This is a genomic window from Halioglobus sp. Uisw_031 (assembly GCF_047729875.1).
In the GTDB taxonomy this organism is placed as follows: Bacteria; Pseudomonadota; Gammaproteobacteria; order Pseudomonadales; family Halieaceae; genus Marimicrobium.
The window spans coordinates 2,543,379-2,558,893 of the sequence record NZ_CP159826.1 but is presented as its reverse complement, the minus strand read 5'-3'; the positions used below and the strand labels follow the sequence as shown (position 1 = coordinate 2,558,893).

The 15,515-nt window shown below is 53.7% G+C and carries 14 protein-coding genes; 10 read left to right on the top strand and 4 right to left on the bottom strand.

Annotated features, from left to right (window positions below; translation table 11 throughout):
- Window positions 1–111: 111 nt before the first annotated feature.
- Window positions 112–564, top strand: coding sequence for a VOC family protein (locus ABXT62_RS11595; RefSeq protein WP_415355448.1), 453 nt, complete (start codon window positions 112–114; stop codon window positions 562–564).
- Between the two features lie 187 nt (window positions 565–751).
- On the opposite strand, the gene fdxA is transcribed toward ABXT62_RS11595, so the two are convergent.
- Window positions 752–1,075, bottom strand: a complete 324-nt coding sequence (fdxA, locus tag ABXT62_RS11590; protein WP_415355447.1) for a ferredoxin FdxA — start codon at window positions 1,073–1,075, stop codon at window positions 752–754.
- 159 nt (window positions 1,076–1,234) lie between these two features.
- Window positions 1,235–3,766: a DNA mismatch repair protein MutS gene (gene mutS / locus ABXT62_RS11585; protein WP_415358205.1), complete on the bottom strand. Its 2,532-nt coding sequence runs from the start codon at window positions 3,764–3,766 to the stop codon at window positions 1,235–1,237.
- A gap of 418 nt (window positions 3,767–4,184) precedes the next feature.
- On the opposite strand from mutS, the gene ABXT62_RS11580 reads away from it, so the two are divergent.
- From ABXT62_RS11580 to ABXT62_RS11545, 8 genes are all read left to right on the top strand, one after another.
- Complete coding sequence (locus ABXT62_RS11580; RefSeq protein ID WP_415355446.1) at window positions 4,185–4,589, top strand: DUF4389 domain-containing protein; 405 nt, start codon at window positions 4,185–4,187, stop codon at window positions 4,587–4,589.
- A 183-nt stretch (window positions 4,590–4,772) separates the two neighbouring features.
- On the top strand, window positions 4,773–5,849 hold the full coding sequence (locus ABXT62_RS11575; protein ID WP_415355445.1) for a hypothetical protein: 1,077 nt from the start codon (window positions 4,773–4,775) through the stop codon (window positions 5,847–5,849).
- A complete protein-coding gene (locus tag ABXT62_RS11570; protein ID WP_415355444.1) occupies window positions 5,842–6,471 on the top strand; it encodes a hypothetical protein in 630 nt (209 codons plus the stop codon). Before ABXT62_RS11575 ends, ABXT62_RS11570 begins: the two co-directional genes overlap by 8 nt.
- A 72-nt stretch (window positions 6,472–6,543) precedes the next feature.
- A complete protein-coding gene (locus ABXT62_RS11565; RefSeq protein ID WP_415355443.1) occupies window positions 6,544–7,281 on the top strand; it encodes an SIMPL domain-containing protein in 738 nt (245 codons plus the stop codon).
- 48 nt (window positions 7,282–7,329) lie between these two features.
- A complete protein-coding gene (locus tag ABXT62_RS11560; protein WP_415355442.1) occupies window positions 7,330–8,244 on the top strand; it encodes an LLM class F420-dependent oxidoreductase in 915 nt (304 codons plus the stop codon).
- A 276-nt stretch (window positions 8,245–8,520) separates the two neighbouring features.
- Entirely contained in the window at window positions 8,521–9,711 is a 1,191-nt protein-coding gene (locus ABXT62_RS11555) for a glutathione S-transferase C-terminal domain-containing protein (RefSeq protein WP_415355441.1), read from the top strand.
- Between the two features lie 234 nt (window positions 9,712–9,945).
- Window positions 9,946–11,001 (top strand): recombinase RecA, encoded by a 1,056-nt coding sequence (recA, locus tag ABXT62_RS11550; protein WP_415355440.1) that lies wholly within the window; start codon window positions 9,946–9,948, stop codon window positions 10,999–11,001.
- Between the two features lie 92 nt (window positions 11,002–11,093).
- The gene (locus ABXT62_RS11545; protein ID WP_415355439.1) at window positions 11,094–11,582 is read left to right on the top strand and encodes a regulatory protein RecX; all 489 of its coding nucleotides are present in this window, start codon (window positions 11,094–11,096) and stop codon (window positions 11,580–11,582) included.
- Between the two features lie 42 nt (window positions 11,583–11,624).
- On the opposite strand, the gene ABXT62_RS11540 is transcribed toward ABXT62_RS11545, so the two are convergent.
- Entirely contained in the window at window positions 11,625–12,215 is a 591-nt protein-coding gene (locus ABXT62_RS11540) for a 2-hydroxychromene-2-carboxylate isomerase (RefSeq protein WP_415355438.1), read from the bottom strand.
- Between the two features lie 122 nt (window positions 12,216–12,337).
- On the bottom strand, window positions 12,338–14,074 hold the full coding sequence (locus ABXT62_RS11535; protein WP_415355437.1) for an N-acyl-D-amino-acid deacylase family protein: 1,737 nt from the start codon (window positions 14,072–14,074) through the stop codon (window positions 12,338–12,340).
- Window positions 14,075–14,315: 241 nt separating this feature from the next.
- Here ABXT62_RS11535 and ABXT62_RS11530 point away from each other — a divergent pair, with 241 nt between their 5' ends.
- Complete coding sequence (locus tag ABXT62_RS11530) at window positions 14,316–15,413, top strand: NADP-dependent oxidoreductase (RefSeq protein ID WP_415355436.1); 1,098 nt, start codon at window positions 14,316–14,318, stop codon at window positions 15,411–15,413.
- The last annotated feature ends 102 nt before the right edge of the window (window positions 15,414–15,515 follow it).

Below are 15,515 nucleotides of genomic sequence, written 5' to 3'. Positions count from 1 at the left end.
TCAGGAATTTAAATCAGAATTCCCTATAAACCAGCAAGGTCGCACTAATGGATGCATGCCAACCTTATGCGAGTATGCAGTTAGTCTGACAAAATATAGGTTACAGCCACTATGTCCGAAGATATCCGCAAGCGACTGAATCTGCCTGACCTCAATCAGGTGGGCTTTGTTGTGGGTAATCTGGCGCAGGCACTTGCATTGTATGAGCCATTGTTCGGGCCATTTTCTACCATGGATCCTGGCCCGATGACCTATGACTACCGGGGAGTGCAGGAAGAGTGCGTGATACGTCTCGCCTTTGGTAAAAGTGGCGACGTGGAGATTGAACTGATTGAGTGGGTGTCTGGCGGTTGCCCGCATAAAGAATTTCTAGAGGCCGGCAGGGAAGGCATGCACCATCTGCGATTTATTGTTGATGATCTAGAGAAAAAGATTAAAGCCGCCGACTCATTGGGTTATGAGGTAATCTGGGGTAAGCGTTGGGATGAAGGTCTGGCGGTGGCTTATTTAGAGCGGCCGGGCGATCCGTTGGTGCTTGAGTTCTTTGAAAACCATCAGGGGTAAGTCTGTTATCCGCTTAACGCCCTTGCGAGTAGTCATTTTTTCTAGAATATAGACGGAGTGCTCGAGCTTTTAAGTTTGATTTTAGCGAAGGAAATGCTCACTCGTTAACGCTGTGAGTGATGTGATGAAGCGCTGACGACCGCTACAATAAAACCCCCGTCATGGCCGCGTAACGGAGGTTTGGGATCTAGCGCTGCAGTAAAGCCAGTTTATTGGGTTTGCCCGCCCATTCCTCTGAGTCGGGTAGGCCATCTTTCATTTCGGTAATGCAGGGCCAGACCTCTGCCAGTTCGGCATTCAGTTCCAGAAACACTGCCTGATCTTCTGGCAACTCGTCTTCGGAGAATATGGCATCTACCGGACACTCTGGCTCGCACAGTGCGCAATCAATACATTCGTCTGGGTGAATCACCAGAAAATTTGGCCCTTCGTAAAAGCAATCGACCGGACAGACTTCAACACAGTCTGTGTGCTTGCAGTTGATGCAATCCTCTCCTACAACAAATGTCATTCCTGGCTAGCCTCTTAAAAAATAATATCGTAACTACGGGGCGTTAGTTTACTCGCTGGACGCTCAGAAATGAAGGGCTGTAGGACGATATTCTGCGGCTCTGTGCAGGTGGCGACAATCTTCAGTACGGCTGAATTTTCGATTGATTTCGAGATGTGATCAGTCCAGGTGAGTCTTCAGCTCATAGAGTGTGTCTAGGGCCTCGCGGGGGGTCAGGTCATCGACATTGACCGCTTTTAATAAGTCGATGACTGGGTGGGGCTGGGGCGCGCTAAATAGATCATCTTGGGCTCTAAAATCGGCGTTAGCCTGCTGTTCCAAAATGGCACCACGCTCTAGTTCCAGCAGTTTTTCTTGCGCGGCCTGTAATACCGGGGCGGGAATCCCGGCGAGTTTTGCGACCTGCAGTCCAAAGCTGCGGTTGGCAGGTCCCTCCTGGATGTTGTGCAAAAACACCACATGGTCCTGATGCTCGGTGGCATCGAGATGCACATTGGCCATGGTCGGGCACTGTTCGGGCAGGCGGGTCAGCTCGAAGTAGTGGGTCGAAAACAGCGTAAAAGCTTTTACGGAGCGGGCCAACTGTACGGCGGCAGCCCAAGCCAGGCTGAGACCGTCAAACGTGCTAGTGCCGCGTCCCACTTCGTCCATCAGTACCAGGCTGTGAGGGCTAGCATTGTGCAGGATATTGGCGGTTTCGGTCATTTCGACCATAAACGTAGAGCGGCCTCCCGCTAGGTCATCGGAGGAGCCAATGCGCGTGAAGATGCGGTCTAATGGTCCCAGTTTTGCGGCACTGGCGGGCACGTAACTGCCGATATGAGCGAGCAGGGCTATGACCGCGTTCTGGCGCATGTAGGTGGATTTTCCTCCCATATTGGGTCCGGTAATAAGCAACATGCGCCGCTGTTCATTGAGCAGGGTATCGTTTGCAATAAACGGTTCTTGTAGCACCTGCTCTACCACCAAATGCCGTCCCGCGATGACTTCGAATACCTGCTCGTCACAAAATTGTGGTTGGCATAAATTGAGGTTGTCCGCGCGCTCCGCCAGATTCGCTAATACGTCGATCTCGGCGACTGCGGCAGCAGTATTCTGTAAGGCCAATAATTGTTCATTAAGGCGCTCGAGCAGCTCATCATAGAGGCCCTTTTCTCGCGCCAGCGCGCGACTTTTACTGGACAGTGCCTTGTCTTCGAATTCTTTAAGCTCTGGGGTTATGAAACGCTCGGCATTTTTTAGCGTCTGACGACGAATATATTCCGCTGGTGCCTGATCAGATTGGGCGCGGCTGATTTCAATGTAATAGCCATGCACCCGGTTATAGCCTACTTTCAACGTGCTGATACCCGTGATCTGTCTTTCACGCTGCTCGATATCCAGTAAAAACTGTCCGGCATTGGTGCTGATTTGGCGCAGCTTATCGAGCTCTTGATCATACCCGTCTGCGATAACGCCGCCATCGCGGATCACAACGGGTGGATTCTCGATAATGGCACTGCTCAATAAGTCACACATTTGTGGGTAGTCACCGGTTTGCGCACTGAGTGAGCAAAGAAGTTCGGCAGTAAGACGGGAAAGCTCCGCGCGCACCTCGGGTAATGCTTGCAGTGAGCTCAGCATTCGCGTCAGGTCTCTAGGGCGCGCCGAACGCAGGGCAACACGCGTGAGAATGCGTTCCATGTCACCCACGGGCTTTAGGGCATTGCGTACAGGTTCATAGACATCGTTTTCGCACAGGGCATGAATTGCGCCATGCCGTTGCCGCAGTATCTGAATATCGGTCAGTGGTCGGTGTAGCCAACGTCTCAAAAGCCGGCTTCCCATGGCCGTTACGCAGCTATCCATTACCGACAGCAGCGTATTGCTGTGCCCCCCGGTCATGTTGAGGTCAATTTCAAGATTGCGCCGTGTAGCGACGTCCAGGATGACACTTTCGGCAAGGTTTTCCTGCTGAATGGAGCGAATATGCGGCAGGTTACTGCGCTGAGTATCCTTTACATATTGTAGTAAGCAGCCAGCGGCACCAATGGCGAGTTCGAGGTCGTCGCAGCCGAAGCCCTGCAAATCGTGGGTCTGAAATTGGGTATTCAGTGCGCGCTGGGCGCTTTGTGAATCGAACTCCCACGCCGGCTGGCTGCGAGCGCCTCGGCGTGCGGTAATCACGGGGTGATAGATGGACTCGTGGTACAACGTCTCAGCAGGGTCTAGCCGTTGCAACTCTCCCGTCAGGGCTTCCTCCCCGCTGATTTCCAACACCCGAAATCGCCCGGTACTGAGGTCGAGGTAGGCGATACCATAACGCTCTTGATGCTGGGAAATCGCCAGTAGCAGGTTGTCGACTTTATCGTCCAGTAGCGCTTCGTCAGACAGGGTGCCTGGAGTGACTACCCGCACCACCTGGCGATCTACAGGCCCTTTGCTGGTCGCCGGATCGCCGATTTGCTCAACGATGGCAACCGAGATGCCAGCCTTTACCAGTCGCGCAAGATAGTTCTCTGCAGCGTGATACGGAACGCCGCACATGGGGATGGGTTCGCCGGCAGACGTTCCGCGTGCTGTGAGCGTGATGTCGAGTAACTCCGCCGCCCGTTTTGCATCGTCAAAAAAGAGTTCGTAAAAATCACCCATGCGATAGAACAGCAGGTCCCGAGGGTGATTTGCCTTGATCCGCAGAAACTGCTGCATCATTGGTGTATGTATAACATCTTGATTCAAATGGAAATTATCTTTAGCTATTAAAGGGCATCGGTTTTCCGCAAGCCGCTATAATAAGGCAAACATCGCTTAAGAACACGACTTCAAATACTTTTTGTGACGTTGCGCTGACGGCGGCGACGAATGCTCCACAGGGAAAACATTGAGGCCTGCGAATTCATCGGCGCGTTGTGCGTTGTTGCCATAATTGCCGCTTTTGGCGGCCTTGACTATTAGTAGGCACCGCGCCAGTTGTTTGCCATAAATGGAAGTAGGAGACTCTTTTTTGGGCCACTAATGACTCTCGACACACACTGAATATCTCTTATACTTCAGGCTCATGCGCGACGGTAATGGCATGAGCTTCCCCTAAGGGGCGCAAAAATGCATAAAACAGAGGTGATAGATTAATATGAATGAGGAAGATGGAAAAAATACTGTAGAGGCGGCGCGCGAGGAAGGTGTGTCCGAGACGATCAAGGGAAAAGATTGGGAGAAGCTTTTATTCGTCGTGCTTTTGTCTGTAGCATTGTATCTTGAGGTTGTTTATGCGGCACTGTTATTAGTGCTGCTCAGTGTTGTCCGTTACCTGATAAAAGGTAGCGTGGGCCCGCGACTGTCCAATTTCTCTGACGCTCTGATCACGGTTGTTAACGGTACACTCCGTTATATCCTGTTCCGTACCGACGACAAGCCATGGCCTCTAAGCCCCTGGCCCGCGACAGAAGTGTCGGCAGGTAATGACTCTGCAGAGACCGCAGAGGAAGTGGCTGAGAAGCTGGCAGAAGATCAGGGCGAAAGGCCAAGTAAAGACTAGTGGTCTTAGCGCTCTCATTCCCTCGTACTCTAGACTCACTAGGCGTCGCATAAGGCCCCAAGGTCCTTATTGTTGGAGAGGGGTATTACTCACTGTGCTATGCCTCAACATTTTTTCGCTGTGATCGGTGGATGATGTTACATCCTATATACTGCCTCAATAATAGCGATAAGGAATATTGATATGGCGTTGAAAATAATCGTGTGGGGAACAGGCAATGTCGGACGACCAGCGATTCGTGCGGTAATGTCACACCGTGATCTCGACCTCGTTGGAGTGATTGTTGCAAGTAAGGACAAAGTAGGCGTTGATGCGGGGCAGATCGCAGGCGTCGGCGCAACCGGCGTGATTGCCACAGACAACTGGCGTAGCGTGATAGACGCAGGTGCGGATGCTGTCGTTTATACCGCCACAGCGGACACACGCCCTGCCGAGGCTATGAGTGATCTGTTGGCCTGTCTTGAGGCCGGTATCAATGTAGTCTCTACCGCTTTTTATTCTTATCTGGATCCTGCGTCTACTCCGGAAGATGCTCTTAAGCCCATCACCGATGTGTGCACACGAAGTGGCGCATCCTTGTTTGTGTCCGGGATTGATCCGGGCTGGGTTATGGATATGCTTCCTGTTGTGCTCAGTGGTGCGGTGTCGGGTATTCGCGAGATCCGCACCCGGGAGGTTTTTAATTACGCGCTTTACGATCAGCCACACGTCGTGCGAGAGGTGATCGGTTTTGGTGGCCCGATGGATGCGTTGCCGATGATGCTGCACGATTTCGCGATTGAAATGGTGTGGGGTCCGATGGTGCGCTTAGTGGGTGAGGCGCTAGACAAGCCGGTAGAAAAACTGGAAGTGAAGGTCGAGCGTTTGCCCCTGCAGCGTACGATAGAGGTTCCTGGTATGGGGACTTTTGAGGCGGGCACTCAGGGCGCGTTTCGATTTGAAGTGTTGGGATATCACGGTGATAAACCACTTTATGCCCTCGAGCACGTCACCCGTATCGACGATGAATGTGCCCCCGACTGGCCGTATCCTCCTGAGGGGAGAGGTTGTCATCAGGTGATTATCAGTGGCGACCCTGACTTGCATGTCAGTGTACATGGCGAGGATCACTACGAGCCTGGCCTGGCTGGCGGTGGTAACGCGTCCGCAGCCAACTGGGTGGTCAATGCTCTGCCCGGGGTATGCGCTGCGAGACCCGGTGTGGTTACAATGATGGATCTCCCTCGGATCACAGGCGCAGGACAGCTGAATAATGGATAATACAACGATGAAAGAAGATACCGCAAAAACCCCGCCACCACCGCCTGCTAAGTCACGCGGTATGCGTCTGGCAAGACTGGCGTCAACGCATGCCCTTGTATTTGTGGTCGCTCTGTCGTTGTTCGCTGCCGCCGATAGCTGGAGTACAATTACTGGGCTGGGTATTGCGACAGTGCTTTGTGTTGTTACCGGTGCGCTAGCCGGCATTACGTTGACAACGCTGGTTCACGAATGGTTTCACTATTTGGGTGCTCGTTATTCTGGCGCAGCCTACGATATTCCGCATAAGCAGGGACTGTTTCTCTACAATTGGGATTTCACCCACAATAGCGTGCGTCAATTTCTCATTATGAGTGTTGCTGGTAGCGTCGGTGGTATCCTTGCTTTGAGTATACTGTGGATTTCGGTGCCCGCTGATAGCTGGGGTCGTGCCGCACTGCAGGGCGGCGCAATCGCCAGCGTGGTATTCGCCGCATTTATTGAGTGGCCAGTGATACGGCGTGTCCGTGTCAGTCGCGATCCACTGGTGCAAATGTCTACAATTGATCAGCGAGTTTTGTCGCGCAGTTTTGTTGTTTCGAGCATCGCTGGTGTCTTGATGACGGCGTTTTTAGTGGCCTGAGCCCAGCATAAAAGTGTTAGGCTGGTTAACGTTGGCATGACATTTACAATACTGAGTGAGTGGGAGAATAGCGTGAAAAATAATGTAATGTTAAGGGGCGCAGCCCTGCTGGCGATCACAGCATGCTTCGTGGTTGGGGGACAGTTGGCCGTCGCGGGGGAAGATCCTGCACCGCGTATCCTCGTTACGGGAGCCGGCAGCGTTGATATTGCGCCGGATATGGCAGTGCTGCACTTGAGTGTCATGCGAGAAGCCTTGACGGCGCGTGAAGCGCTGACCGCTAACTCTGCCGCCATGACCAAGGTGCTAGCGGCTATGACCACTTTGGGTATTGCCAAGCGGGATCTGCAGACGTCCAGTTTTAACATTCAGCCGCGCTATACGAGTCCGCCTAGGCAGAGCTCAGGCGCTGCTGAGGCCCCTAAGTTGGTGGGCTACACGGTGCGCAATGCGTTGACCGTTCGAGTCAGAGATATCAGCCGAGTGGGTGAGGTGCTGGATACGTCTGTGACACTGGGCGTCAATGACGGTGGCGGCATCCAGTTTGCCAACGACGATCCTTCGGCGGCGATAACGCAGGCGCGAACAGAAGCTATGCAAGAGGCACTGTCCAAGGCCGAGACCCTGGCAAAGGCGGCCGGTGTCCGCATAGGCAAGGTTCTGGAGATTTCTGAGCAGCAGTATAATTCACGGCCAATGCCCATGGCCAGGATGGCGATGGATTACAAGGCAGAGTCAGTGCCCATTGCTGCGGGAGAAAACAGCTACAAGGTAACCGTCAACGTGACGCTGGCCATTAAGCAGCAGTAGATAACGCGACAGCATAGTGCGTGCAAACTCAATACCAAGGCTAACACTATGCGTATAGGGATTTTTGCCGGGGCAACTGCAGAGACTAGTTTTGGGCTCACTGGCCTTGTGGCTTTCGCCCTTGATGTTGAAGCGCGAGGCTTTGATACGCTGTGGTTGCCAAATATTTTTGGCATGGATGGTATCGGGGCCTGTGCTATTGCCGGTTGGGAAACGCAACGCATTGAGCTGGGTACCGCAGTAACGCCAACGTATCCACGACACCCCGCGGCGCTGGCGCAGCAGGTCATGACGACACAGCTGGCCTGCGATGGTCGCTTTGCCTTGGGTATTGGCTTGTCCCACCAGGTCGTCATCGAGGGCATGTACGGCTTATCCTATGACAAGCCGGCGCGACATATGTCGGAGTATCTGCAGATTCTTACGCCGCTGTTACACGGCAAAGGCGTGCAATTCGAAGGGGAGCAATTGACGGCTAAACTGGCTCTGGAGACTCCCGATACAGATGCTGTCCCGCTGCTGGTGGCAGCGCTTGGCCCTGCGATGCTCAAGCTGGCCGGCACTTGGGCCGATGGTACCAGCACCTGGATGACAGGCCCCAATACGATCGAGGATCATATCGTCCCTATCATCAGTGCTGCGGCTACCGAGGCTGGCAAACCTGCGCCGCGTATTGTCTGTGGTTTGCCTATCTGCCTTACTGACGATGTCGACGCGGCCAGGGAGCACATTGGCAAGTCGCTGGAGATTTACGGCATGTTGCCATCATATCGTGCCATGCTTGATCGCGAGGGTGTCTCCGGGCCTGCAGAACTGTCGATAGTGGGTAACGAGACCACACTGCGCGCTGAGATCGCTCGCTTGCGTGATGTCGGGGTGACCGATTTCAACGCGGCAGTGATTACGGTGGGTGATAGCAAAATGGCGACGACACTGGACTTTTTGCAGTCTGAATTAGCGTAGCGTTACCCCGGATGCCGGACATTATTGTGTGCCAATATGTGGCTAAAGCTATCTGCCTTTTGCAGGCTCCCCATCAATCCGGAGAGTATTTCTTTGAAGCGGACTGTGTCGCCCTCTCCCGTGAATGGGTCGTTAAAAAGCACCGGGCTGATAGGCATGCTCTGTGGTTTTGTCTTATTTTGCAGAGAGCGAGCGGTGCGATCGTGCGCTACATCATGGGTATCGGCGGGTGCACAATGTCAGTGTCCTTTGCGGAACGGAGGGAAATGTTGACACATGAAAAAATGTATTCTGTGGGGCTTGGCGGCGTCACCTTATCAGTTGAAGATGCAGTCGCTACTGGACTTCACTGGACATGACTGGGAGCGCTGGCCGCAACAGGCCGGTCGCAGGTCTGCCCTGTCTATGATTCTGCGTCTGGAAGTGGCAAAGCGCCGCGGCACAATCCAACGGTTTCCTGCGATGTCCGCTGAGTTTGACGAGTACCCTGCGGTCCCGTTTTATACACACAATGGCAAAACGTTTTACTATGATTCATCGGCTATGGCGCACCACCTGGATCAGGATCCGGGACGTCAGACGAGCCTGCTGATTCCGCAGGATCCGAGGCTGGCTTTCATTTGCCAATTGATCGACGAGGCCTTTGACGAATTTGGCCTATACATGGTGCACCACATGCGTTGGGTGGGTTCGGCCCAGACCACGCCCATGGGTAAGATGACAGCCCGGGAATTTCGTCGACTATTGCCGCCGGGCTTTGAACCGCTCCTTGCACGCCGTTTGTATCGACGCCAGATATCGCGCTGCCCCTACCTGTTCAGCGTCGCGCCCCAGGGTTACGACGCGGGTGTTGCCAGAGACAGAACACCGCCCTCACGGCCGGGTTTTCCACCGACGCACGCGCTGCTGGACGGGGCATGGCGTCGCTATCTGGCAGCCATGGAACACCTGCTGGCTAATCAGCCTTATCTGTTAGGGGGGCGTTTTACGCTGGCGGATGCCAGCGCCTACGGTCAGCTGGGCATGAACCTGGTTGACCCGCAGGCTATTGCGCAGCTGGAGTTGTTGGCGCCGAACACCTTTCGCTGGCTATGTGCTATCCGCGACGGCCGACAGGGTGAGCAGGGTAGAGCAGGTTTAGCACTGACCTCAAGCCTGAAACCCCTGCTGCGCATCATCACCAGTACGTTTGTCGCGCTGATGCGGCAGAACGAAAAGGCTTACGAAGACGCTGTAGCCGATGGCGAAACCGTGTTTAACGAGGCGGCGTTCGATCGTCATCGTGCGCTTTACGACGGACATCTCCTGGGGCATCCGTTCCGCGCTGTTGCGAAAACCTTCCAAGTGCGCGTCTGGCGGGAGTTGAAGGAAAGCTGGCAGGCTCTTGATGTGCAGGACCGGAAGTCTTTGGAGCAGGAACTTCTGCCCGATGCGGGTATTACCTTCAGTCCGGACAGCGCCGTCTGAGCACAATAGATTGCTGAGAAAATGACCTGTCGATTATTCAGGCGGGTTATTTTCATGCTTGCCAAATGATCGCATTTAGTGACTTTTAGGGCTTGCAATCCTATTTTAAACAACTGATTATATATACAGTAGTTTTGCTGGCAGCCAAACGAGGTCTGCCGCAGGCGGGGCCGGAGTTAACCCGGTAAACTAAACGAGAATCAGTTGAGTATTCGCAAAATGAGAGAGGCCACTATGGACGCTAACAAGGGAAAAGCACTGGACGCAGCACTGAGCCAGATTGAACGACAGTTCGGTAAAGGCACTGTCATGCGCATGGGAGACCGGGAGCATGTGGCTATTCCTGCCATCTCTACCGGTTCATTGGGGTTGGATATTGCTTTGGGCATCGGTGGCCTGCCTAGGGGGCGTATTTGTGAGATTTATGGCCCCGAGTCTTCTGGTAAGACAACATTGACCCTGCAGGTGATTGCCGAGGCCCAGAAGATGGGCGGCACCGCCGCCTTTATTGACGCCGAACACGCATTAGATCCCGCCTATGCTGAGAAGCTGGGTGTGCAGATGGATGAACTGCTTCTCTCTCAGCCTGACACAGGCGAACAGGCACTGGAAGTCGCAGAAATGTTGGTGCGTTCCGGCGCGGTTGATGTGTTGGTCATCGATTCAGTGGCGGCATTGACGCCCAAGGCTGAGATCGAAGGTGAGATGGGTGCTTCTCATGTGGGTCTGCAGGCGCGGTTGCTCAGTCAGGCGATGCGAAAGTTGACGGCTGCCATCAAGCAGACCAACAGTCTGGTTATTTTTATCAACCAGATTCGTATGAAAATCGGAGTGATGTTTGGTAGTCCGGAAACCACCACCGGTGGTAATGCTCTGAAGTTCTACTCATCTGTACGTCTGGATATTCGCCGTATTGGCGCGGTCAAGGATGGCGATGAAGTAATAGGCAACGAAACGCGAGTGAAGGTGGTGAAAAATAAGGTGTCGCCACCCTTTAAACAGGCAGAATTTCAGATCATGTATGGTCATGGTATTTATCGGATGGGTGAGGTGGTCGACTGGGGTGTGAAGTTGAACCTGGTGGAAAAGTCCGGCGCCTGGTATGCCTACAAGGGCGACAAGCTCGGGCAGGGCAAGGCCAATGCCGCCAAGTTCCTAGGCGACAATCTTGCAGTCGCTCGTGAAATCGAAGATCAGATCCGCGCGCAAATGCTGACGCCAACTACGCCGGAGAAGGCTGCAATTTCTGCTGATGTTGCGGAAAACACCGAGGAAACTGCGCTGAAGTAGCGATACTCTGGTCGCAGTATTATTTTTGAACATTTATCACAGGTGCCGAGGTCCCGCTTATCTCTCTCCAGCTCTCGGCGCCTGTTCCTATCATGTCTGAAGACCCTTCACTAGAAAGCAACCAAGCGGAGGAGGCGGCGAGCGCTGAAATAACGCCAGCGGATGTTCGCTTGGCTGCGATGAACCTGTTGGCGCGTCGAGAACACTCGGTGCGTGAGCTGCGTAATAAACTGAAACGTCGGTTTCCTGATGATTCAATGATTGATGAGCAGATTGCTCGCCTCACCGGTCAGAATCTGCAGAGCAATCTGCGCTTTGCTGAAAGTTATGCCCGACAGCGCATCGGTCGCGGTTACGGTCCTGTGCGCGTGCGTGAGGAACTGCGGGAGCGGGGAGCGTCAGGCCTTGATGTTGCCGCTGCAATGAAAGCGTTACAGGTTGACTGGTTCGCTGCCGCGTCTGAGGTGATACTTAAGAAATTTGGTGCTCTAGCGCCCAGTGATATAAAAGAGAAAGCTCGACGCGCTCGCTTTATGCAGTATCGGGGCTTCACTGCTGAACATTATCAAAAGCTCTTATAAGCCCGGTATAGGGCGCCAGTTGTGGTCAAGTAATACCCGTTGCTAGTGGCGCAGTGCCTCTTCTACAAAATCCAGGCGGTCCTGGCCGAAGTACATCTGGTCCTCCATGAAGAATGTTGGCGTACCAAAGATGCCGCGTGCGACAGCCGCCTCGGTATTGGCGATGAGCTCTGTCTTTACCTCCGGATCTTGGGACAAGGCCAGCAGCGCCTGTGCATCCAGTGCATGTGCCGTCAGCGCGGCTACGACGACTTCTGTGTCGCCCATGTTTTTCCCCTGCACCCACACCGCGTCATACATGGCATTGATAAAGGTCTGCGCACAATCGAGACGCTGGGCAGCGATGGCAGCCCGCATCAGGTTTAGGGTGTTGATCGGAAAGTAGGGGTTGGGATTCAACTCCACACCATAGCGATGTGCAAAACGCGGTAGATCGTGCGCCATCATGTAGTGCCCCTTTGCCGGAATGGCTACCGGGGAAGTGTTGCCGGTGGCCTTGAATACACCGCCGAGCAGCATTGGTTTGTAGGTCACATCCAGAGGGTACAGCGCAGCCAATTGACCGAGCCGCTTGTGCGCCAGATAGGCCGTGGGGCTGCCGAAGTCAAAGTAGAAATCCAATGTTTTACGCATGAGTGTTTCCCTGTCCTAATAATAGCGGTGCGATACCGTGCGGACTGAAGAGCCGGGTCGAACTCTGCGCCCGTCATGTTCAGACGCAGGTTGGCGCTGGTATTCAGCATTGAGCCGTTCTATTAGGCCGCTTTTGGCGCGGGCTGGGCACCTCGGATTAGCGCGCCGGGCACGGCTCCTGTGTGTTTGCCATTCTCCATGATGATCTCACCATTGACGATGGTGGCGATATATCCACTTGCACCTTGGAACATGCGTCGTCCGCCCGCAGGGAGGTCGTAAATAATTTGCGGTGATTCCAGTTGTAACGTCTCGAAGTCGATCAAGTTAAGGTCAGCTTTCATACCGACTTCCAGCGTACCGCGATCTTCAAGACCTACGCAGCGCGCGGTGTCAAAGGTCTGCATCTTGACAACATCTTCGAGTTTCAGGCGATGGCCGCGCTCGCGGTCACGTACATAATAGCTGAGCATCTGGGTAGGAATGCTGGCGTCGCACAATACGCCGCAGTGCGCACCGGTATCTGCGAGAGAGATAACGGTGCTGCTATCCTCTAGCAGTTCAACCTGTCGACTGAGATCATTCGCGCCGTAGCCAAAGCAGGGAAAGTACACGACCGTTTTTCCGCTGTCCTGCATCATCAGGTCATAGCAGAATTCTTGCGGAGACACGCCAGCCTCTGCCGCTTTGGCTGCAATGCTGTCTTCGGGGGCCGGCTCATAGTTCGGCGGATTACCTAAAGGATACAATTTGTCATAGCCGCCGATGATGGTATCCATAAACGAATCGCCCATTAGCGGCAAGTCCTCAGCGACAATGGCAGCGCGGACTTCAGGTTTTTGCAGTTCAGCTAAGCGATCCTCATGGGACATGACTGAGAGAGGGCCATAGTTGGCATGAAAGCTGAACGGGTTGATGGTGCCGTCCCAGCTAAGCAAGATGTTCACCGGACGAGCGCCAACGTGAGGAATCAGTTGGGCGCCCTCAGCATTGGCCTGGCGACAGTAGTCCAGCTGCTTGAGGACACGATCCCAGTCCGCCTCTTCACGGAAAAAAAGCACGAAATTAATCTGGCAGTTATTGTCGACCGACAGCCGCTTCATCCAGTCCATTTCCTGCTCCCAGTTATGGAAGTCAGATACTAGGCCGAAGATACCCTTGCCGCCCAGTTCGCCAATGACTTTGCCAATGCCGAGTAGCTCAGCTTCGTCGGCATAGGTTCCCGGCATGGCCTGGTCGCCGCCAGTGGTGTGCAGTTCGGTGCGTGATGTGGTGAACCCGATAGCACCGGATTCGATACCTTCTTTGACAATGGCTGCCATAGCGCTGACATCTGCAGGCGTTGCTATCTCATTTTTGGCGCCACGTTCACCCATCACATAGGTTCTTACAGCACAGTGAGGCACCTGAGCACCGACATCGATGGCGCGCGGGAATTTTTCGACAGCATCGAGATATTCAGGGAAAGTTTCCCAATCCCATTTCACACCTTCATGCAGCGCAGCGCCGGGAATGTCTTCCACGTCCTCAACCACTGTGATCAGGCGACCTTGAGCGTCTGCATTGGGCTCGCAGGGCGCAAAACCAATACCACAGTTACCCATGATCAGAGTGGTAATGCCGTGGTTCGCAGCGGGGCTGCAAAGGGGGTCCCAAGTGGCCTGTCCGTCCATGTGAGAGTGCACATCCACCCAGCCTGGGGTCAGCAATTTGCCCTGGGCATCGATTTCTTTTTTGCCTTTGGTTTTGACATCGCCCACTGCAGCGATCTTGCCATTATTGATGGCGAGGTCACCAGAAAATGCGGGTAGGCCCGTACCATCGACTATGTTTGCATTACGGATTACTAGATCGTACATGTTTATTGTCTCCAACGGATATCGTCATACAGTGTACTTAACTTACTGAGGCCCATGCTAGTCCACGCTTGTTAAATGCTTCAGTCGGTTTAAATTTTACGGATTTGTGGCGATCTGTAGACGACCTATTGCATTCCTTTTCTGCCCGACTGAATATGCGCTATCCTCGCCATAGCCTAGACAACCGGTCGATACAGGTCTACGGTTAATCTGATGCTATTTAACAACAAGAGGCAGCCCCATGGATCTTAATCGCCGTAATTTTACCCTCGCTTCTCTCACTGCGTTGAGTGCACTGGCGCTAAATCCGGTCCAAGCAGCTGGGCCTCCGGTCAATCGCAGGATTGTGCTGGCTGCGCGCCCTGTCGGTATGCCGACGAAAGACGATTTTAAGCTGGAAACATTACCCGTACCTGTGCCGCAGGACGGTCAGGTGCTACTCCAGACCCGGTTTCTATCGCTGGATCCTTATATGCGAGGCAGGATGAACGCGGGTAAAAGTTACGCGGACAGAGTTGAGTTAGGTGACGTGATGGTCGGGGGCACGGTGAGCCAAGTGACCCGCTCTAACAATGCTGCTTTTGAGGTGGGTGACCTGGTAACGGCCTATGCGGGTTGGCAGGACTATGCGTTGTCTGACGGCAGTGATTTAACCAAACTTGATCCGCGTATTGTCCCGTCCTCTTACGCACTGGGTGTGCTTGGCATGCCAGGGCTGACCGCATATGTAGGATTACTCGATATTGGCCAACCTAAACCTGGGGACACGGTAGTGTTGGCTGCCGCAACCGGAGCGGTGGGCTCGGTGGTAGGCCAAATTGCAAAACTCAAAGGCTGTCGTGTGGTGGGTATTGCGGGTGCGAAAGAGAAGTGTGCCTATGCAGTAGACGTGTTGGGTTACGACGCCTGTGTGAGTCACTATGACGATGATTTGGCAGCTCAGTTGGCCACGGCCTGTCCGGATGGTGTTGATGTCTATTTCGAAAACGTGGGTGGCAGTTCTTGGGAAGCGGTCATGCCGCTGCTCAATAATTTTGCACGGGTGCCGATCTGCGGTTTGATTTCACAATACAATCTGACCGAGTTGCCTTCCGGGCCTGACCGCATGTCGCTGCTTCAAGGGCTTATTCTACAGCGCAGCCTGAAAATGCAGGGCTTTATTGTGAGCAACTACCGTGACCGTATTCCGGCTTTTATCGGCGACATGAGCAATTGGCTTGCCGCGGGGAAAATTAAATACCGAGAGGATATTGTCGATGGTCTGGAAAATGCGCCACAGGCATTTCTCGGTCTTTTTTCCGGTCAAAATTTCGGAAAGCTGGTGGTAAAAGTCAGCTAGAGGGGTATTTTCATCGAGCGCTGATCGCAATGCCCATTAAACAATGTCCCCTCCACCGCGTCACGTTTGATAGGTTCTCTCGCCAGTGCCTATGCAATGTCC